The organism is Polaromonas eurypsychrophila, from assembly GCF_014641715.1.
GTDB lineage: Bacteria > Pseudomonadota > Gammaproteobacteria > Burkholderiales > Burkholderiaceae_C > Polaromonas > Polaromonas eurypsychrophila.
In genome coordinates this window covers 257,129-276,392 of record NZ_BMIG01000005.1, presented here as the reverse complement: position 1 = coordinate 276,392, position 19,264 = coordinate 257,129, and the positions used below count along the sequence as shown (strand labels likewise).

Genomic DNA, 19,264 nt, shown 5'->3' with positions numbered 1-19,264 from the left:
AGCAGCAAGACAGGAAGTCCGCATAATGGTCAGTCTATGGAGTGCGGGCAACAGGGGCAAGATCAAAGATCAGATGACGTCATCGAAAAAATGATTGCCAAAATCTGAGAGGCGCCACAATAGGAGCGGGTTACGCGTTAGTTAAATGAAAAAGCCCCCTAACCATGACAGCTAGGGGGCCTTCATTTGGTGCCGGAGAGATGAATCGAACACCCGACCTTCTCATTACGAATGAGCTGCTCTACCGACTGAGCTACACCGGCGAATCCTGACATACAGCCTACGAGTATAGCCGGGGCAAATTTGCAGTCGGCATGAGCAGGCAGGGCCTCATGAATCCTCTGCATATAGCTCCAAGCAATCCATCATCCACGCGGGGACGAGGACTCCTAGACTGAGGCATTCCATCAAGGATGCCCCGATGACACCTGATACCCAGCTCGCAGCGGCCCCGCCGCAGCAATTGTTGAAGACGGCCATTCCGCGCTATTACGAGTCGCTGGACTTTCCCGCGCTGTGGGACGAATTCCCGACTGCGCCCGACTATTTCGAGTCGACCTACCGGCTGCCGCCGGAAGGCATTGCCGCCCTGCAGGAGAAACGCCTGTTGCAGCAGGTAGCGCGTGGCTGGCAAATTCCGTTCTATCAGCGCCATTGGGGCGCGGGCGGGCTCAAGCCGGGCGACGTGTCTTGCCTGGCCGACCTGAAGGAGATACCGCCGTTTTCGGTGCACGACCTGCGCGAGAGCATTGAGCGCAATCCGCCCTGGGGTGACTTTCTGGGCATCGACCCGACGCGTGATGCGCCCATGCCCCTGGTGCTGCAGACCAGCGGCGGCACCACCGGCCTGCCGCGCGCCATGCTGTACACGCCGCGTGACCGCGAGGTGATGAACATCATCACCGGACGGCGCCTGTTCATGCAGGGGGTGCGGCCTTATGACCTGGTGCAGGTGGCTTTGTCCACAGGCCTGACCAATGGCGGCTTTCTCGCCCGTGAGGGCATCTGGAAGTACACCGGCGCGGTGCCGGTGATGACGGGTTCGGGCGCGCAGACGCCCACACGCCGGCAGGTGGAGATCCTGAAGGCGTGGAATGTGAATTTTCTGGTGGGTTTTTCGGCCTACCTGCGCAACATCGGGCTGGTGGCGCGTGACGACATGGGCATAGACCCGCGTTCGCTGGGCCTGCGCGGCCTGATTGCGCACCTGGGCATGGAAGACCGCGAAGCGCTCGAAGACCTGTGGGGCTGCGGCGTCTACGACACCTACGGCACCAACGAGTTCGGCTCCATTGCGTCCGATTGTGTCCACCGCACCGGCATGCATGTGTTCGAAGACGCCATGCATGTAGAGATTGTCGACCCCGAAACCGGCCAGGCGCGTGACAAGGGCGAACGCGGCGTCATGTACGTGACCAGCCTGTTCAAACATGCGGCGCCCATGATCCGTTTCAACAGCAACGACATTTCGTCCTGGGTGGAGGGCGCGCCCTGCGCCTGCGGCAGCCATCACCGGCGGCTCACCAAGCTGTTCGGACGCGCTGACAACATGGTCAAGCTGCGCGGCACCAACATCTTTCCGGAGGCAGTGGGCGCGCTGGTGGCCGAACACCCGGCGACCAATGGCGAATATGTCTGCATCCTGGAGCGTGATGCGGCGACGGGGCGTGAAGACATGCGGGTACGTTTCGAACTCAAGGACGCGAACCACCCCGCTACGCAGGTGGAGCAGGACCTGACGCTGCGCATCAAGGAAGCCTTGGGGGTCAAGCTGGTGCTGCAGGCCGCCGCACCCGGAGAACTCAGCCCTTTGACCGGACTCTCGTCCACGTCCAAGATCAAGCGACTCATCGACGCGCGCACCAAGGCGTGATCGCCTTGCCTACGGAGAACACTTTGAAAATCATCGACTGCCATTCGCACTGGGGCACCCAGCGCGGCTACATCTTCCGCACGCCCGAAGAACTCGCGCGCCAGGAGAAAATCTGGAAAACGCCGGTAAGTTATTTCACCGAGCAGGAACAGGCGGATTACTTCCGCGCGAACAATGTGCGGGCCGTCCTCGACCTGTCCATCACCAAGTTCATGGCAATCGACGAGATGCGTGCGTTGCATGACTACGCGATGGCGCAGCAGCGCCAGCACCCGGACGTAATCGCCGGCCACTGGCTGCAGTTCGACCCGCGCCGCGGCCAGGAGGCGATTGCCGAGTTCGAGCGCTGCCTGTCGGCCGGCGCCGGATTCGTGGGCATCGGTGTCAACGGCCAGGTCACGCGGGTGCCGGCCAGCGATCCGCTGTGGGACCCGTTCTACCAGCGTTCTGCCGATGCGGGCGTGCCGGTGATGATTCTCACCGGCCTGACCGGCATCGGGCAAGGCCTGCCGGGCGGCGCAGGCATCAAGCTGGACGACGGGCATCCGCGCCACATTGACGACGTCGCCTCGCGTTACCCGGATTTGCGCATTCTGGCTGCGCGGCCGGCTTACCCGTGGCAGGACGAAATGATCGCCATCCTGCTGCACAAGCCGAACGTGACCTACGAGTTGCACGGCTGGGGGCCGCGACAGTTCACACCGGCACTCAAAAAAGAAATCAGCGGCAGGCTGCAGGATCGCGTGATGTTCGGTTGCGACTTCCCGGTGCTGCGCTACGAAAAGGTGCTGGCCGACTGGCGCTCCGAGGGTTATTCCGACGCGGTGCTTCAGAAGGTGCTGCACGACAACGCACAGGCTTACCTCGGCCTTGGCTGAGGGGCTGCCCGGCCCCATTTTTCCAGAATCAACAGGAGACAAAACATGCCATCAAAACGATTTCTTCTCAAGTCAGCCACCGCCGTCGCCCTCTCTTCCATGCTTGCGCTGTCGGCGAGCGGCGCCGCTGCCCAGGAGCGCTTCCCCAGCAAACCGGTATCGCTGGTTGTGCCGTTTGCGGCCGGCGGCGCGACCGACGCCATTGCGCGGCTGATCGGGCAAAAGCTCGGCGAGCGCTGGGGGCAGCCGGTGGTGGTGGACAACCGTGCCGGCGCGACCGGCGCGATCGGGTCCACTTACGTCGCGCGTGCGCCGGCAGACGGCTACACCTTGCTGCTGGCCACGGCGTCCACCCATTCGGTAGCCCCGGCCGTCAATCCCAAACTCAGCTACAGCCAAAAGGACTTCAGCACGATTTCGCTAGTGGCCACCTTCCCCAACATGCTGGTGGTGCACCCGAGCGTGCCGGCACGCAACGTGGCGGAATTTGTCGCCCTGCTGAAGGCCGAACCGTCGAAGTACAACTTTGCGAGCACCGGCGCGGGCGGCTCCGTCCATCTGGCGGCCGAGCTGTTCAAGATCGCCACCGGGACCGAGATGGTGCATGTGCCGTTCAAGGGCAGCGGCGCTGCCTTGAGCGAGCTGCTGTCGGGTCGGGTACAGATCGCCTTCGACAACATCCCCGCGGTCTGGCCGCAGGTCCAGCAGGGCAAGCTGCGCGCGCTGGCCGTGACAGGGCTGGAGCGCAGCCCGGTCGCGCCCGAGGTTCCGACCCTGGCCGAAACCGTGCCGGGATTCAGCGCCACCACCTGGGTTGGGCTGATGGCACCGGCCGGTCTGCCGCCGGCCATCGCCGCGAAAATTGCCGCCGACACGCGCGAGGTCATGCAATTGCCGGAAGTGAAGAAAAAGCTGCTGGAGCAGGGTGCCAGCGCCGTAGGCAGCACGCCCGAGCAGTTCAGCCGCTTTGTCGCCGAGGACACCGACAAGTGGCGTAAAGTGGTGCGGGTGACCGGCTTCGTGATGGAGTAGGCGCCTCCTTTCACTTTTCCCCCGTGCATGGACCCTTCAGACACCCGCCGAATTGACCTGAACGGGCTGCAAGTCTTCGACATGGTCATGCGCGAGCGCAATGTCACCCGCGCGGCAGAGCGGCTTGCGCTGACCCAACCGGCCGTTAGCCACGCGCTGGCACGCCTGCGGCAGGTGTATGGCGATCCCCTGTTCGTGCGCAGCGCCGACGGCGTGCGTCCGACACCGCGGGCCGAGGGCCTGTGGCGCGAGGTCCGCGGCGCGCTGGAGGCGCTCAGGCGTGCCGTTGCGCCCGACTCTTTTAACGCTGCCAGCACGAGTTTTGGTATTTCGCTGGCGATCAACGACATGCTTGTGAACCTGCTCGTGCCGGACTGGTATGCGCATTTGCATGCGGCGGCGCCCGGCCTCACCCTGCGCCTGGTGACGCGTACGCTGGGCGACACGGAGTCGCGCCTCGCGCAGGGAACGCTGGACTTCGGCGTCGGCCTGTTCTACGCGCTACCGGAGCACTTCGGAAGGCGCGAGTTGTGGGCCGACCAGCATGTGTGTGTGTTCCGCAAAAAAAATCCTGTGGCGGCGCTGCCCTGGAACCTGGAGACCTTTTGTTCGGTAGCGCACATCGCCATATCGCCGGACGGTGAGGCTTTCACCTATGCCGACTCGGCCTTGCGCTATGCGGGCATCGAGCGCCGCGTCGGTCTCGTGGTCAGCCAGTTTTCCGCGGTGCCTGCCTTGCTGGCCCAGTGCGACCTGATGGCGTTGCTGCCGCGCCGCCTGGCGCTGGCTGCAGCACGGCAATACCAGCTCGAGGTGCGCGAGACGCCGTTCCCGCTGCAGCCCGTGAAGTACGAACTGATCTGGCACGAACGCAGCGAGCGGCTGGGCGCGCACATGTGGTTTCGCGACCACGTGGCGGCCAGACTGCGCTGGCCCGACTGATCTAGGCGCCGAGGTGGTAGCCGGTGACGCGTTCGACCTCGTTCTTCGAACCCAGGATCACACTCACGCGCTCGTGCAGCTTGCCGGGCTGGATGTCAAGGATGCGCTGCTTGCCGTTGGTGGCGGCGCCGCCGGCCTGCTCGATCAGCCAGCTCATGGGATTGGCTTCGTACATCAGGCGCAGCTTGCCAGCTTTTTCAGGCTCGCGTTTGTCCCAGGGGTACATGAAGATGCCGCCGCGGCAGAGAATGCGGTGCACGTCGGCGACCATGGCTGCGACCCAGCGCATGTTGAAGTCTTTGCCGCGCGGACCGTCCTTGCCGGCCAGCAGTTCGTCCACATAACGCTTGACCGGTTCGTCCCAATGCCGCATGTTGCTCATGTTGATGGCGAACTCTTTGGTGTCTTCGGGAATCTGCACGTTCTCTTCGATCAACACGAAGGAGCCCTGCTCGCGGTCTAGCGTGAACATCGCGACGCCGTCGCCGACGGTCAGCACCAGCGTGGTTTGCGGGCCGTAGATGCAGTAGCCTGCCGCCACCTGCTGGCGGCCTGCCTGTAGAAAATCGGACTCGTCCACACCGCGATCACCTTCGGGCATCTTCAACACGCTGAAGATGGTGCCGATGCTGACGTTGATGTCGATGTTGCTGGAGCCGTCGAGCGGGTCGAACAGCAACAGGTATTCACCTTGCGGATAGCGGTTGGGCACCACGTAAATGCCTTCCATCTCCTCGCTGGCCATGCCGGCCAGGTGGCCGCCCCATTCGTTGGCCTCTATTAGTACTTCGTTGGCAATGATGTCGAGCTTTTTCTGGATCTCGCCCTGCACGTTCTCGCTTTCGGCGCTGCCCATCACACTGCCGAGCGCGCCCTTGTTGACGGCCTGGCTGATGCTTTTGCAGGCGCGGGCGACCACTTCCAGCAGCAGGCGAAGCTGCGAAGGAATGTGACCGTCGATGCGCTGTTGCTCGACCAGGTAGCGCGTCAGTGAAACTTTGGAAGGCATGATGAAACTCCTCGGTTTGTCATCCCGGACTTGATCCGGGATCCAGGTTAGTGTGCCAGCATGGATTGCGGGTCGAGCCCGCAATGACATGTTTAATCGGCCAAAGCGCGCGAGACTACCTCGTGCGTGTCTTTGCTCAGATCGGATTTTGCAGCGACGCGGGCAATCGCTTCGCGGGCGGCGCTGCGGTAGGGTTCGGCCAGTTTGCTCCAGCGGTCGAGCGCGCGCGCCAGACGGGCAGCGACCTGCGGGTTGATCGCGTCGAGCTCAATCACGCGTTCGCTCCAGAACACATACCCAGCCGCATCGGCGCGGTGGAAGCCAGCCGGGTTGCCCTGGCAGAAGGTGCTGACGACGCTGCGCGCGCGGTTCGGATTGCGCAGACTGAAGTCGGCGTGTTTCATGAGTTGCTTGACGGCCGGCAGGATGTTGCCGCCGCGGTCTGGCGCCCCGGTCTGCAGGCTGAACCACTTGTCGATGACCAGCGCCTCGTCCTTGAACATAGCGTGGAAGCGGGGCAGGGCCTCGGCCGCGAGCGCGTGGCCACTGGAGACCAGCGCCGCCAGCGCGTTGAAGCGGTCGGTCATGTTGCCGGCGGCCTTGAAACGCTGGTAAGTCTTGCCGGGCCAGACCGAGTCGCCGCTCACCGTGGCGGCGATGCACAGATGTGTCAGCGCCATGCCCGCCAGTGCGCGCCGTCCCGAAGACAGTGGGTCGGGTGTGTAGGCGCCATTGTCCTGATGCGCTTCGTAAACCACCGCCCAGTCGTCGGCCAGCGCTGTGGCGAGTTGCGCGCGCATGGCTTCACGCACCGCGTGGATGCGCTGCGGGTCCACCACGTCAAGCTGTTCGGCGATATAGGTTTCGCCCGGCAGGGTCAGCACCAACTCTTTGAAGGCGGCGTCCAGCGCCGGGTCGCGCAGCACGCTGCGCATGGCTTGCACGTAAGCATCATTAAGCGGCTCAGCCCCTGCCGGGCAAGCGCTGGCAGCTATGGATTCAATAGCGCTTCGAACGGCCAGGCGTTGCCCGGCTTCCCAGCGGTTGAAGGGGTCGATGTCGTTGGCCAGTAGATGCAGCAGTTGTGCGTCGCTGTAGTCAAACTCCAGCACCACCGGCGCACTGAAGCCGCGCAGGATGGATGGCACCGGTTCAGCGTCGATATGGGTGAAGGTCAGCGTCTGGCCGGCCTCGGTCAGCACAAAGGTGCGTGGCGCGGCGACCGGGGCGGCTTCGCCAGCGAGCTGCAGCGGCAGGTCGGCGCCGTCGGCGTCCAGCAGGCCCAGGCCGACCGGGATCACAAAGGGTTCTTTGACTGCCTGACCAGCGGTCGATGCGCAGCTTTGCGAAAGCGTGAGTGTGTAGCTGCGTGCGGCGGCGTCGTACACACCCGTGCCGTGCACACGCGGCGTGCCGGCCTGGCTGTACCAGCGCTTGAACTGCGGCAACAGGCGCGCCAGGTCCGAGGCGGGGTTGGCGTCAGCAATCGCCTGCGCGAAGTCGTCGCAGGTCACGGCCTGGCCGTCGTGGCGCTCGAAGTAAAGCTTCATGCCCTTGGCGAAACCGTCGCGGCCCACAAGGGTCTGCATCATGCGCACCACTTCGGCGCCTTTTTCGTAGATGGTGACGGTGTAGAAGTTGCTGATCTCGATGTAGCTGTCGGGCCGCACCGGGTGCGCCATCGGGCCGGCGTCCTCAGGGAACTGCGCAGTGCGCAACACGCGTACGTCCTCGATGCGTTTGACGGCACGGGCCGAGGGCTCAAAGCACAGGTCCTGGCTGAACTCCTGGTCGCGGAAAACCGTCAGGCCTTCCTTCAGGCTTAATTGAAACCAGTCGCGGCAGGTGATGCGGTTGCCGGTCCAGTTGTGAAAGTACTCGTGGCCGACCACACTTTCGATGTTCGAATAGTCGGTGTCAGTCGCGGTCGCCTGGTTCGCCAGCACGTACTTGGTGTTGAAGATGTTCAGGCCCTTGTTTTCCATGGCGCCCATATTGAAGTCGCTGGTGGCCACAATCATGAAACGCTCCAGGTCCAGGCTCAGGCCGAAGCGGGCTTCGTCCCAGGCCACCGAATGCATCAGCGAGTTCATCGCGTGTTCGGTCTTGTCCAGGTCGCCGGGGCGCACATAGACCTGCAGCGTATGCTCCTTGCCGGCGCGCGAGGTAATGCGCTGCTCCCTGGAGACGAGCTGGCCGGCCACCAGCGCAAACAGATAGGCCGGCTTTTTGTGCGGGTCCACCCATTTGGCGAAGTGGCGGCCACCTTCGAGCTCACCCTGTTCGACCAGATTGCCATTAGACAGCAGCACCGGATACTTCGCCTTGTCGGCGCGCAGGGTGACGCTGTAGCTGGCCATCACGTCGGGACGGTCCAGGAAGTAGGTGATGCGGCGAAAGCCCTCGGCCTCGCACTGGGTGAAGAAAGAGTCGTTGCTGACGTACAGGCCCATCAGCTTGGTGTTTTTGACCGGCGCGCAGGTGGTGAAAATTTCCAGCTCGAAAGCCTCGGCGCCTTCCGGCAGGTTCTCCAGCACCAGTTGCTCGCCTTCCATGCGGAAAGAGGTGCCCTGGCCGTTGACCAGCACACGCGCGAGGTTGAGTTCCTCGCCGTCGAGCTTGAGCGGCTCCGCCGGCACGTCGGCATTGCGCCTCAGCGTCATCTTGTTGAGCACACGCGTCTTGGCCGGGTCCAGGTCAAACGACAGGTCGACGGTGTCGATCCAGTAGGCGGGTGCGATGTAGTCGGCGCGGTTGATCACCGCGGATTGGCCTTCACGCATCATGGCGGGTTCCTGGGGTTGAGTTGGCATGGCAGCACAGCCTGTGGCCTGTGGTGAATGGATTGCGGATCAAGACCGCAATGACAGTTTTTAAAGTCATACGCCCTGTTTCAACGAAGCTTCGATAAATTGATCAAGATCGCCGTCGAGCACTTTCTGGGTGGCCGAAGTTTCGTAGTTGGTGCGCAAATCCTTGATGCGGCTGTTGTCCAGCACATAGCTGCGGATCTGGTGGCCCCAGCCCACGTCGGTCTTGGTGTCTTCGAGTTTTTGCTGGGCTTCCTGTTGTTTGCGCAACTCGAAGTCGTACAGGCGCGAGCGCAGGCGTTTCCAGGCGACGTCGCGGTTGCTGTGCTGGCTCCGACCGTCCTGACACTGCACCACGATGCCGGTCGGGATGTGTGTCAGGCGCACGGCCGAGTCGGTCTTGTTGATGTGCTGGCCGCCAGCGCCGCTGGCGCGGAAGGTGTCGGTGCGCACGTCGGACGGGTTGATGTCGATCTCGATCGAGTCGTCGACCTCGGGATAAACAAACACCGAGGCAAACGAGGTGTGGCGCCCTCCGGAGGAGTCGAACGGCGACTTGCGAACCAGGCGGTGCACGCCGGTTTCGGTGCGCAGCAAACCGAAGGCATATTCGCCCTCGATCTTGATGGTCGCACCCTTGATCCCGGCGGTGTCGCCCGCGGTTTCGTCTTCAATCGTGGTCTTGAAACCTTTGCGCTCGGCGTACTTGAGGTACTGGCGCAGCAGCATGCTGGCCCAGTCGCAGGCTTCGGTGCCGCCGGCGCCGGCCTGGATGTCCAGGAAGGCGTTGAGCGGGTCGGCCGGGTTGTTGAACATCCGGCGGAACTCCATCTTCTCGACCTCGGTGGCCACATTCGCGGCCTCACCTTCGATGGAGGTCATGCCGGCTTCGTCGCCTTCGGCTTTGGACATCTCGAACAACTCGGAGTTGTCGGCCAGCTCGCCGGTCAGGCGGTTTATCACATGGACCACGTCTTCCAGCGATTTCTTTTCCTTGCCGAGTTCCTGCGCGCGTTTGGGGTTGTCCCAGACTTTCGGGTCTTCTAGCGCCGCGTTGACTTCGTTTAACTTACGTTCCTTGGCAGGATAGTCAAAGATACCCCCTGAGCTCGTTGACCCGGTTGCTGAGGTCGGCGAGCTGGTTGGCGATGGTATTGATGCGTTCTGCTTCCATGGGAAATCCTGTGTGGTCTGAGGTCAATCCAGCATTTTCTCATGCTCTGACCGCTCAGGGCTTCAAAGGCGCGGGCAGGGCTATTTGCCGCTGGTGCATCACTTCGCGCAGGCGGTCCGGGTAGTCGGTGATCAGGCCGTCCACGCCCCAGGCGATCAGGCGCTCCATGTCGGCCACCTGGTTGATGGTCCAGGGAATCACCTTCAGGCCAAGCGCCTGCGCCTGCTGCACCAGCGCCTGCGTGACCGCGCCGCCGTTGGGCGCCCAGACCGCGCCGCCGGCGGCCTTGACCATGGCCGGGACACCGGCATGTTCGGCGAGCTTGAAGCCGGCCGTCCAGGCGCCGCTGGCGATGTTGTTGCTGTTGGCCGTTTGAATGCTCAGGTAAACCGTGGGAATCGACGGTTCCAGCCGCTGCACGATTTGCAGCGTGCGCCAGTCGAAGCTCTGGATGCTCACGCGCTGCAGCATGCCGGCATCGCGCACGACCTTCAGCAGCGCTTCAGTCATCTGCTCGGGGCTGGCGGTGTCGCCCGGTTGCTCCGGGTTGATCTTGGTTTCAATGTTGAAGCGCATGCCGTTCCCGCCCAGAAGCTTCACGCGCTCAAACAGCGCAGCCAAAGTCGGGATGCGTGTGCCGTCCAGCGGCTGCTGGCTGCCGAAGGTGCTGGCGTAGGGCGTGCCGGGCTGGATGCGGCCCACATCGTAAGTCTGCAACTGCGCCAGACGCAGCGAGCGGATCAGCGGCCCTTTGCTTCCGATCAGCCACTGGCCCGCGGCATCGCGCGTGATCAGCGGGTTCAGGTGCAGGTCGTGCGCGATCACCACCACGCCATCGGCGCTCAGGCCCACGTCCAGCTCAAGCGTGCTGACGCCGATGGCCAGCGCCCGCTCAAAGGCCGGCAGGGTGTTTTCCGGCGCAAGGCCGCGGGCGCCGCGATGGCCTTGCAGGTCGAAAGCGGCGGCCGGTTGGGCGAACAGTGAGACTGTAGTCAGAATAACAAGCCAAATCGGCCTCCAACCCATATTCGGCGTGCGCACACAGCTATCAAAAAGTGAGCGAATAGCGGGCGAGTGGGGTGGCATGGCGGGGTGGGTGAGCATGGTCATCGCTGCATTTTGCCCCGCTGGCGTGACAATGGGGGCATGAATGCGCGCTACCCCGTCAACCAGCATGAGCTTTACCATGCGCACGTTTATTTCGACGCCGGCACAGTGGCGCAGGCACGCGCGCTGGTGGCGGCCGCGGGTGAACAATTCGGCCTGCAGGTCGGCCGCGTGCATGAAAAAGAAGTCGGCCCGCACCCGCGATGGAGCTGCCAGCTGACATTCGGCCGCACCGAATTCGATGCGGTGATTCCCTGGCTGGACCACCATCGCGGCAGCCTCGATGTGTTTGTGCACGGTGTCAGCGGCGACGACCTGGCCGACCACACCACCCATGCCTACTGGCTGGGGCGCTCCTGGCCGCTGAAGTTGGCCATGTTCGGGGGCTAAGGGGGATCTTGTTTTTTCCTCATGCTTTGAGGTATGCCAGCAAGCCGGGTCTCGCCCCGGCGGGCGAATTACTTTTCTTTGCGTCGCCAAAGAAACCTAAGGAAAAGAAAGGCGACCCGATGGTCTGGGTCCCTTCGCTTCGCTGCGGGCAACCTGCGGTGCTCGCTGAAAACGGGTCGAGCTCGAACTCGCTGCGCTCAGACAATCGCTCGCCCTGATCCGTTTTCGGCTGTGCTCCTCGGCCCAGCCCGACGGGTGGTGGAGAAAAAACAGAGAAGGCAAATACCAATACCGAACTCAAATCCGGAGCAGAAGAAGCGTGCAGCGCTTCTTCTGCGGGAATCCCAACAGACCGTCATGTATGCACGCGAGCGCAGCGCACGCGGCCACATGAGGTCCCCCTCCATCGCCCAGCGGGGCGAGGGAGGGGCTAGGGGTGGGAGTGGGGAGTCAGGTAGTGCTGTCTTCTGCATGAACGGGTGCCGGGGCCTGCCAAGGCCTGCTGGCCGGGGCGGCGGGACGAAATCCGTCAGTCTGCGGCCAGCGCCGGCTCGACAGGCGGCTGCAGCGGCAGGGTGATGCTGAAAACAGAACCTTCGCCGGGCTTGCTTTGCACGCTGATGCTGCCGCCGTGCGCTTCTACCAGTTGCCGGGTGATGTACAGACCCAGGCCCAGACCCCCGATGCCGTCATTGCCGGTCACCCGCTCGAACTGCTCGAAAATGCGCTGCTGCGCTGCCTCCGGGATGCCCATGCCCTGGTCGCACACGTCCATCCGCACGCTGCCCGGCAGCGCGTGCAAGCTGACTTTCACCGGTTTGCCCCTGCCGTAACGCAAGGCGTTGGTCAGCAGGTTGATGGCGACCTGCTCAATCCGGAAGGCGTCCCACAGGCCTGTGACCGGCGGGTGTGCCTGCAGGGTGATGGTGGTGCCTGCGTCGGCAGCCTGGTTGGACAAGTTGTCCACCACCCTGGCCAGCAGCCCGGTCAGCTCGACCTGAACCGGGCGAATCGACAACCGGTTGCTGCGAATCCGCGAGGCGTCCAGCATGTCGTCAATCAGCCGCACCATGCTCTGTATCTGCCGTTGGTCCTTGGCGACCATGGTATGCAGGTAGGGGGTGTCAAAAATTTGCTCCTGGCCTCTTGCCAGCTGCATCTTGCGCAACTGCGTCTCCAGAAACATGGTGTTCAGCGGTGTGCGCAGCTCATGGGCGGCCATGGACATGAAGTCGTCCCGCATGCGCAAGGCCTTGCGCAGCTCGCCTTCGGTGGCCTGCAGTTGCGCCAGCAGGATTTGTTGTTCGTGGCGGCTTTTCTCAAGCGCCTGAACCTGCCTGCGGACTTCGCGACGCTGGCAATAAAGCTCGACAAAAACGCTGACCTTGCCCCTGACCGCAGCTATATCCAGCGGCTTGTACAAAAAGTCGACGGCACCAGTTTCGTAGCCGGTAAAGGCGTAGTTGGATTCCTTGCCCGCAGCGCTGACAAAAATGATGGGAATCTGGCGGGTTTTTTCCGTGCTGCGCATCAGCTTGGCCAGTTCAAACCCGTTCATGCCCGGCATCTGCACGTCCAGAATCGCCAGCGCGAACTCATGCTCAAGCAGCAAATTAAGGGCATCTTCACCGCGTGATGCCTGGAAGATGGTGCGATCGTCCTGGCGGATCAGCGCATTCAGGGCCAGCAGGTTCTCGGCCAGGTCATCGACGATCAGAATGCGCGTGGTATTTTCTTCAGACATGAGCCGTGGGTCAGTGGGCGCGGACTGGCGCAGAGGTATCTCCAAGTGTAAAGCCGGCTCCGGCTGTACGTGGGTAGTCGTGGCATCAAAACTGGCCAATCTCATGGAAGCTGCGTGACCCGTGGGCTCAAAATTCGGATAATAAAGTGCATGAAATATGTGCCTTAAAGGGTGCAAGCTGGCGGATGGCCCGTCTGTGCGGTGGCACACATAACGGGTTGTGGTGGATGACGGTTGTCAAGCCCGGTCAAGTTTAAGCAGAAAATCCCGGATGCCGGCCAGCTTGAGGATGAAATCGGGCGCCTGCCTGAAAATCGCCGCCTCAGGCATGGTGGGCACCTCCGCTTCGACGGGGTCCTGCACGACAGTCAGGCCGCCTTGTTGCTTGATACGCGCCATGCCGGCAGCACCATCCTCGTTGGCGCCCGTCAGCAAAATACCCGCAAGCGCCGCGCCATATGCATCGGCTGCGGACTCCATCAGAATATCGACTGAAGGGCGTGAGAAATGCAGGGCTTCTTCACAGCTAAGTGAAAAAGTACGGTCCATTTCAACTGACAGGTGATAACCGGGGCCCGCAAAATACAGTGTGGCGGGTGCAATGCTTTCTTTATCCGCAGCCTGGCGCACTGCAATCGGTAGCCGGTATTGAAAAATCTCGGCCAACTGGCTGTCGCGGTCTTCCGGCAGATGCAACACAACGATCACGGGCAGGCCAAAGCTGCGCGGCAAATCGGTCAACAAAGCCAGCAAGGCATGTACCCCTCCGGCAGAAGCGCCGATGACGACGGCTTCAATGGCCGGCCTTTTTTTTGCTGTGGCTTTCATGGCGTTCAGGCAGGCAACGCCTTGAGTTTGCGAAAAATCCGGGCGGACTTGTCCAACACCTCAAAATGGTCCACATACCCCGAGAAATCGATGCTCTCCTTGATGCCCAGGCCCATGAAACCCCGATGGCTCAGCGACTCATGAAACAGACCGAGGACGCGGTTCTGCAAAGGCTTGTTGAAATAGATCAGAACATTGCGGCAGAGCACCAGTTGCGTTTCTGAAAAGACGCTGTCGGTGGCCAGGCTGTGATCAGAGAAGGTGACGTTGGTGCGCAGGGTCGGGTCAAAAATGGCGGCTTCGTAAGCAGCCCTGTAATAGTCAGAAAAGGCCTGTTTGCCCCCGGCTTGCTGGTAGTTGACTGTGTGGCCCTTGATGCTGGCCAAGGTAAATATGCCGCGTCTGGCCTTTTCCAGTGCCACCGGATTGATGTCTGTGGCGTAGATCAGTGATTTCTCCAGCAGGCCTTCCTCGCGCAGCAAAATTGCCAGTGAATAGACCTCTTCACCCGTGCTGCAACCGGCCACCCAGATTTTGAGGGAGGGGTAGGTGTGCAGTACTGGCAAGACCTGCTGGCGGAGCGCCAGAAAAAAAACCGGGTCGCGAAACATCTCGCTGACCGGAATCGTCAGGTACTGCAACAGCTCCACGAATAACGTGGCGTCCTTCAGCATCAGGGCCTGCAACGCGCCAACGGTCGGGCACTCAAAGTGGGCCATGGCCTGCAGAATGCGGCGCTTTTGTGATGCGCCGGAATAATTCCTGAAATCGTAGCTGTACGTGTTGTAGATCGCTTCCACCAGCGAATCCAGTTCAAATTCGCTGACGCTTGCCCCCGCGTGCGGTAGTGCGCCCGCGCGCGCCGCTCCTGTCGAGACGCTTCTTCCAGGCATGCTCAAACGCGTTCCACGTTCGGGATCCAGACACGCAGCAGTGAAAACAGGCGGTCCAGATCAATTGGCTTGGCAAGGTAGTCGTTAGCGCCGGCTTTCAGGCACGACTCCTGGTCGTCTTTCATGGCTTTGGCGGTGACGGCAATGATGGGCAGTTTCTGGAAACGCGGGTCCTGGCGGATACGGCGTGTGGCTTCCAGGCCGTCCATGCCGGGCATCATGACGTCCATCAACACCAGGTCGATGCTCTCGACTTCATTGAGTTTGCTGATCGCCTCAAAGCCATTGCGGCCGATTTCGACCAATATGCCCTTTTGCTCCAGCGCACTGGTCAGCGCAAAAATGTTACGCACGTCGTCGTCCACCAGCAAGACGCGGCGGCCTTCAAACACCTTGTCCCGGCTGCGCACGGCCTTGAGCATGACCTGGCGGTCCGCCGACAGGTCGGCTTCCACCTTGTGCAGAAACAGGGTCACCTCATCGAGCAGGCGCTCGGGCGAGCGGGCTCCCTTGATGATGATGGAGCGTGAGTACTTCAACAGGTCGGCTTCCTCCTGGCGGGTCAGGTTGCGCCCGGTGTAAACAATCACCGGGGGGAAGGACGAAATTTCTTCGGTGGCCATGCGCTGCAGTAACTCATAACCCTGGATGTCGGGAAGTTTCAGGTCAATGATCATGCAGTCGTAAATCGTGTTTGACAGAAGTACCAGTGCTTCCTCGCCGGTTTCCACAGCCGTGATCTCCACGTCGTCGTCGCCGATCAGGCTGGTTACGCTGGCCCGTTGCAAGGCGTCGTCTTCCACCAGCAGCACACGTTTGACCTTCTGGGTAAGTTTGTCTTCCAGCTTTTTGAAAACTGCCTTGAGTTGCTCGCGTGTGGTGGGTTTGATGGTGTAACCGATGGCGCCCATCTGAAGGGCGGGCTCGCGTGGTTCTTCACCCGACACCACATGCACCGGCAAATGGCGCGTCAACGGGTTGTGTTTGAGCTGCTCCAGCACCGACAGGCCGTTGCGGTCGGGCAGGCCCATGTCGAGCAGAATGGCGGCCGGCAAAAACTGCGAGGCCAGCGCGATGCCGTGTTCAGCGCCATGTGCGACCAGACAGTCGTAACCCAGCTCGTGGGCCAGGTCGTAGAGGATTTGTGCAAAAGCAGGATCGTCCTCGATCACCAGCACCAGCCGGCTGGTCAGCGGCTTGTGTCTGTCATCGGCGAACACCGGCACGGGCGCTGTTGCCTCCAGGGCTGCGACTGTGCTGGAGAGGGCGCTGGCTACGGGCAGCATGGCTGCCGGTGTGGGACGTGCGCCTGGAGGGCTGACCGGCAGAGACGGCTGCAGCTGGGCGGGTGTCCAGACGGTGGGGAGCCGCAGCGTGAAGCAGCTGCCATTGCCTTCACGGCTCTCCAGCGTGATGGCGCCTCCGAGCAAACTGCTGAGGTCGCGCGAAATCGCCAGTCCCAGACCGGTTCCGCCATAACGACGGCTGGTCGTGCCGTCGGCCTGGTGGAAGGCGTCGAAAATAACGCCATGCTGATCGGGGCGAATGCCTATGCCCGAGTCCTGCACCGCAAAAGCTATCTGCCCATCGGCCTGTTGTGACACGGTGAGGCTGACCTTGCCTGCGTCGGTGAACTTGATGGCATTGGACAGCAGGTTTTTCAGGATCTGCTCCACGCGCTGTCGATCGGTGACCAGCGTGACGGGCGTGCCGTGACTGATATTGATTTCGAACTTCAACTGCTTCTGATTGGCCATGGGCTCGAAGGTGTTCTTCAGCGAGTTCACCAGATTGCCCAGCACAATGTCTTCGGGTGTCAATTCCAGCTTGCCGGCCTCAACCTTGGAGATGTCGAGAATGTCATTGATCAGGTTCAGCAGATCGTTGCCGGCGGAGTAGATCGACTGTGAAAACCGGACCTGCTCATCATTGAGGTTGCCCTTGGGGTTGTCTGCCAGCAGCTTGGCCAGAATCAGCGAGCTGTTTAGCGGTGTGCGCAACTCATGCGACATGTTGGCCAAAAACTCCGACTTGTAGCGGCTGGCCCGGCTGAGTTCTTCGGCGCGTTCCTCCAGCAGGGTCTGCGCCTGGTTGAGGGCACCATTCTTCTGGTCGAGTGACAGAGCCACTTCTGACAACTGCTCGTTGGTCTGCTCCAGCTCGGCCTGCTGGTTTTCCAGATTGACCTGGTATTCCTTGAGCACGCGTGACTTTTCTTCCAGCTCGTCGTTGACGCTGCGCAGCTCTTCCTGCTGCGACTGCAGGTCTTCATTGAGTCGCTGGCTTTCGGTCAACACGTCTTGCAGCCGCCGGCGGTACAGCGCCGCGTGGATGGAGTTGCCGATGTTGTTGGCAATCATGTTGACAAACTCCAGGTCGCGCGCACCGAGCGCGCGCAGAAAACCAAGCTCGACCACGCCATTGACCTGGCCGTCGTTGTGTACCGGGATCAGCAACACATGGCGCGGTGAGCCCTTGCCCAGGCCGGAGACAATTTTGAGGTAATTTTCGGGCAGGTCGTCGAGTTGCATGACCTGGTTTGAAAGTGCCGCCTGACCGACCATGCCTTCGGCGCTGTAAAAGGTGTGGCCCTTGGCTTCGTCTTCTGCGCTAAAGCCGTAACCGGCCACGCGCCGCAGGTCGCCATTGTCTTCACGCACATACAGGGCCGCTATGGCAATGTCCAGATACCGTGCCACAAACTCCAGCACGCTACGGCCCAATGATTCCAGTGCCTGCTGCCCGATGGTGTGTTCGGCCAGCTGCCGCTGGCCGGTGCGGAGCCACAGCTGCTGATCCAGCAGCAGCGCGGTGGCGGCCTGTTTTTTTTCCGCCGCGCCGTACGAGTCTGACAAACGTTGCAACTCGCGATGCCCCAGCAGCGCCAGCAGCCCGCTCATGCCCAGGCTGAACAGCAGGTAGGCCGCCATGCCCCAGGCGGTGCTGTTGCTTGCCTGCGCGTTGCGCTCTTGCAGCAGACGCTCTTCAAGGCTGATGAAGTCGGCGAACTCGCGCTGAATTTCATCGTTCAGGCTTTTTCCGCCAGCGGCGCGGACCGGCGACTGGTAGTCCAGGCCCTTGCGCCGCAAATCCACAATATTTTGCGCAAACTCGTTCCATTGGGTTTGCAAGGCGGCAATGCGCCTGAGCCGGTTGACCTGGGGCTGGTTGTTGCGCACCAGCTCGGCCAGCGAGGCGGTTTCTGCGGCAAGACGCGGCTTACCGATCTCAAGTGTCTGCAGCAGGGGCTCTTCACCCGTGATCAGGTAGCCGTACATGCTGGCTTCCATGTCGGCGCCCAGCTTGGCGATCTGGTTTGCCTTGCTGACGGCACGCTCGGCCAGGTCAACGCCGCCCAGCATTGACAGCAGGTAGAAGGTGAGACTGACAAAAATGGCGGCACTGAGGGTACCCACTGCCAGCGGCAGGCTGACGTTGCGCGTCAGGGTGCGGCGCAGGTTGTCCTGCGGAATATGGACTGGCTCGGTCATCGTGGTCCCCCGCGCCGAGCGCTGCAAAGCGTCAAGTATGCGCCCAAAGCCCTGTCCTGGGTGCGCGCTGGCGCACTTAGCGTAGAAAACCCTCTATCAAGCGTGCCAGTTGTTCCGGCTGGTCATGGTGCAGCATATGGCCGGCATCCGCAATCACGGCGGTGCTGACCTGCGGCACGGATTTCAGGCGTTCCCGGTATTCGGCCAGCGTGTATTTGCCCTGCCACCATTTGCCCAGGGAGTCGTCCGAGGCTTCAATCGCCAGTGTGGGCGCGCTGATGCGCTGGTAAATCTCCAGCACTTCATCCACGCGGTAAAGCTGGGCGTTGACGATTTTGTGGGCCGCATCGCCCAGGATGTTCCACTGGCCCTCGTCGTCAGGGGCCGCCCAGTGGCGCGCCAGCCAGTTGGCCTTGTCGGGGCTCAAGCGCGGGTTTGTGCGCATCAGGCGCCGGGCTACGCCAGCCGCGTCCTGGTAAGGCTTGAGCGCCATCTCGCCCTTGTGCAGGCTTTTGAGATCGTCCATCCATTTGGCGAAACGGCCAGGGGCCTGAGCGGGTCGGGTGGCCGGCATGCCGAAACCTTCAAGGTTGACCAGCTTGCGGATGCGGGCCGGGCGCACGCCGGCGTACAGCATGGCGACATTGCCGCCCATGCTGTGGCCGACCAGATCGACAGGCTGGTCGGCCGCGTAATGGTCGAGCAAAAAATCAAGATCGGCCAGGTAATCGGGAAACCAGAAATTGTCTGCACCCAGGGTGCCAGTTTGCCCATACCCCCGCCAGTCGGGGGCAATGATGCTGCGACCCAGCACGAAGGTATCGGACAGCGCGTCCACCACAAACTGCCAGGACGCAGCCACGTCCATCCAGCCATGCACCAAGACAAGTGGTACCCCCACGTTCCCCACTGCGTGTGCCTCCGGTGATTCACTGCCCCTTTGCCCGATAGGAGGGGCTGGCCTTGCTTGGGGCGGCCGGGCGCTGGCGGCCGCGGCGTCAGCCTGCCAGATGCGCACGTGGTAATCGATGCCGCGTATAGGGACTAACTCGCTGCGGGAGATGCGCTTTTCTTTGTACATTGGGGTGATGAT

The 19,264-nt window shown here is 62.0% G+C and carries 14 protein-coding genes and 1 tRNA gene; 5 read left to right on the top strand and 10 right to left on the bottom strand.

The window, feature by feature from the left end; all coding sequences use genetic code 11:
* Nucleotides 1-187: 187 nt before the first annotated feature.
* Nucleotides 188-263: transfer RNA gene (locus tag IEX16_RS09605), tRNA-Thr, on the bottom strand.
* 158 nt (nt 264-421) lie between these two features.
* On the opposite strand from IEX16_RS09605, the gene IEX16_RS09600 reads away from it, so the two are divergent.
* From IEX16_RS09600 to IEX16_RS09585, 4 genes are read left to right on the top strand one after another with little or no spacing between them, the layout of a single operon-like run.
* A complete protein-coding gene (locus IEX16_RS09600) occupies nt 422-1,873 on the top strand; it encodes a phenylacetate--CoA ligase family protein (RefSeq protein WP_188708179.1) in 1,452 nt (483 codons plus the stop codon).
* A 23-nt stretch (nt 1,874-1,896) separates the two neighbouring features.
* A complete protein-coding gene (locus IEX16_RS09595) occupies nt 1,897-2,751 on the top strand; it encodes an amidohydrolase family protein (RefSeq protein WP_188708177.1) in 855 nt (284 codons plus the stop codon).
* 45 nt (nt 2,752-2,796) lie between these two features.
* The gene (locus IEX16_RS09590) at nt 2,797-3,783 is read left to right on the top strand and encodes a Bug family tripartite tricarboxylate transporter substrate binding protein (protein ID WP_229676273.1); all 987 of its coding nucleotides are present in this window, start codon (nt 2,797-2,799) and stop codon (nt 3,781-3,783) included.
* Between the two features lie 27 nt (nt 3,784-3,810).
* Nucleotides 3,811-4,725, top strand: a complete 915-nt coding sequence (locus IEX16_RS09585; protein ID WP_188708175.1) for a LysR family transcriptional regulator — start codon at nt 3,811-3,813, stop codon at nt 4,723-4,725.
* Nucleotide 4,726: 1 nt separating this feature from the next.
* Here the strand turns inward: IEX16_RS09585 and IEX16_RS09580 are convergent, their stop codons facing one another.
* The 4 genes from IEX16_RS09580 to IEX16_RS09565 form a co-directional block, all read right to left on the bottom strand.
* Nucleotides 4,727-5,734, bottom strand: a complete 1,008-nt coding sequence (locus tag IEX16_RS09580; RefSeq protein ID WP_188708172.1) for a class 1 fructose-bisphosphatase — start codon at nt 5,732-5,734, stop codon at nt 4,727-4,729.
* Nucleotides 5,735-5,826: 92 nt separating this feature from the next.
* Nucleotides 5,827-8,547 (bottom strand): aminopeptidase N, encoded by a 2,721-nt coding sequence (pepN, locus tag IEX16_RS09575; RefSeq protein WP_373288309.1) that lies wholly within the window; start codon nt 8,545-8,547, stop codon nt 5,827-5,829.
* A 66-nt stretch (nt 8,548-8,613) separates the two neighbouring features.
* Nucleotides 8,614-9,718 (bottom strand): peptide chain release factor 2 gene (gene prfB / locus IEX16_RS09570; RefSeq protein ID WP_188708171.1). Its coding sequence is split into 2 segments (ribosomal slippage): nt 8,614-9,636 and nt 9,638-9,718, totalling 1,104 coding nucleotides; the frame shifts between segments, so codons are not numbered across the junction.
* A 54-nt stretch (nt 9,719-9,772) separates the two neighbouring features.
* Nucleotides 9,773-10,822, bottom strand: a complete 1,050-nt coding sequence (locus tag IEX16_RS09565) for a glycerophosphodiester phosphodiesterase (RefSeq protein ID WP_229676272.1) — start codon at nt 10,820-10,822, stop codon at nt 9,773-9,775.
* A gap of 42 nt (nt 10,823-10,864) precedes the next feature.
* Between IEX16_RS09565 and IEX16_RS09560 the strand changes: the two genes are divergently transcribed.
* The gene (locus IEX16_RS09560) at nt 10,865-11,215 is read left to right on the top strand and encodes a DOPA 4,5-dioxygenase family protein (RefSeq protein WP_188708169.1); all 351 of its coding nucleotides are present in this window, start codon (nt 10,865-10,867) and stop codon (nt 11,213-11,215) included.
* 529 nt (nt 11,216-11,744) lie between these two features.
* Here the strand turns inward: IEX16_RS09560 and IEX16_RS09555 are convergent.
* The 5 genes from IEX16_RS09555 to IEX16_RS09535 form a co-directional block, all read right to left on the bottom strand.
* Entirely contained in the window at nt 11,745-12,959 is a 1,215-nt protein-coding gene (locus IEX16_RS09555) for a hybrid sensor histidine kinase/response regulator (protein ID WP_188708167.1), read from the bottom strand.
* 237 nt (nt 12,960-13,196) lie between these two features.
* Nucleotides 13,197-13,787 (bottom strand): chemotaxis protein CheB, encoded by a 591-nt coding sequence (locus tag IEX16_RS09550; RefSeq protein WP_188708165.1) that lies wholly within the window; start codon nt 13,785-13,787, stop codon nt 13,197-13,199.
* A 5-nt stretch (nt 13,788-13,792) separates the two neighbouring features.
* On the bottom strand, nt 13,793-14,680 hold the full coding sequence (locus IEX16_RS09545; protein WP_188708163.1) for a CheR family methyltransferase: 888 nt from the start codon (nt 14,678-14,680) through the stop codon (nt 13,793-13,795).
* 2 nt (nt 14,681-14,682) lie between these two features.
* Entirely contained in the window at nt 14,683-18,171 is a 3,489-nt protein-coding gene (locus IEX16_RS09540; protein WP_188708161.1) for a response regulator, read from the bottom strand.
* 76 nt (nt 18,172-18,247) lie between these two features.
* Nucleotides 18,248-19,252 carry an alpha/beta fold hydrolase gene (locus IEX16_RS09535; protein WP_188708160.1) on the bottom strand — a complete coding sequence of 335 codons (1,005 nt, stop codon included), beginning with the start codon at nt 19,250-19,252 and terminating at the stop codon, nt 18,248-18,250.
* Between the last annotated feature and the right edge of the window lie 12 nt (nt 19,253-19,264).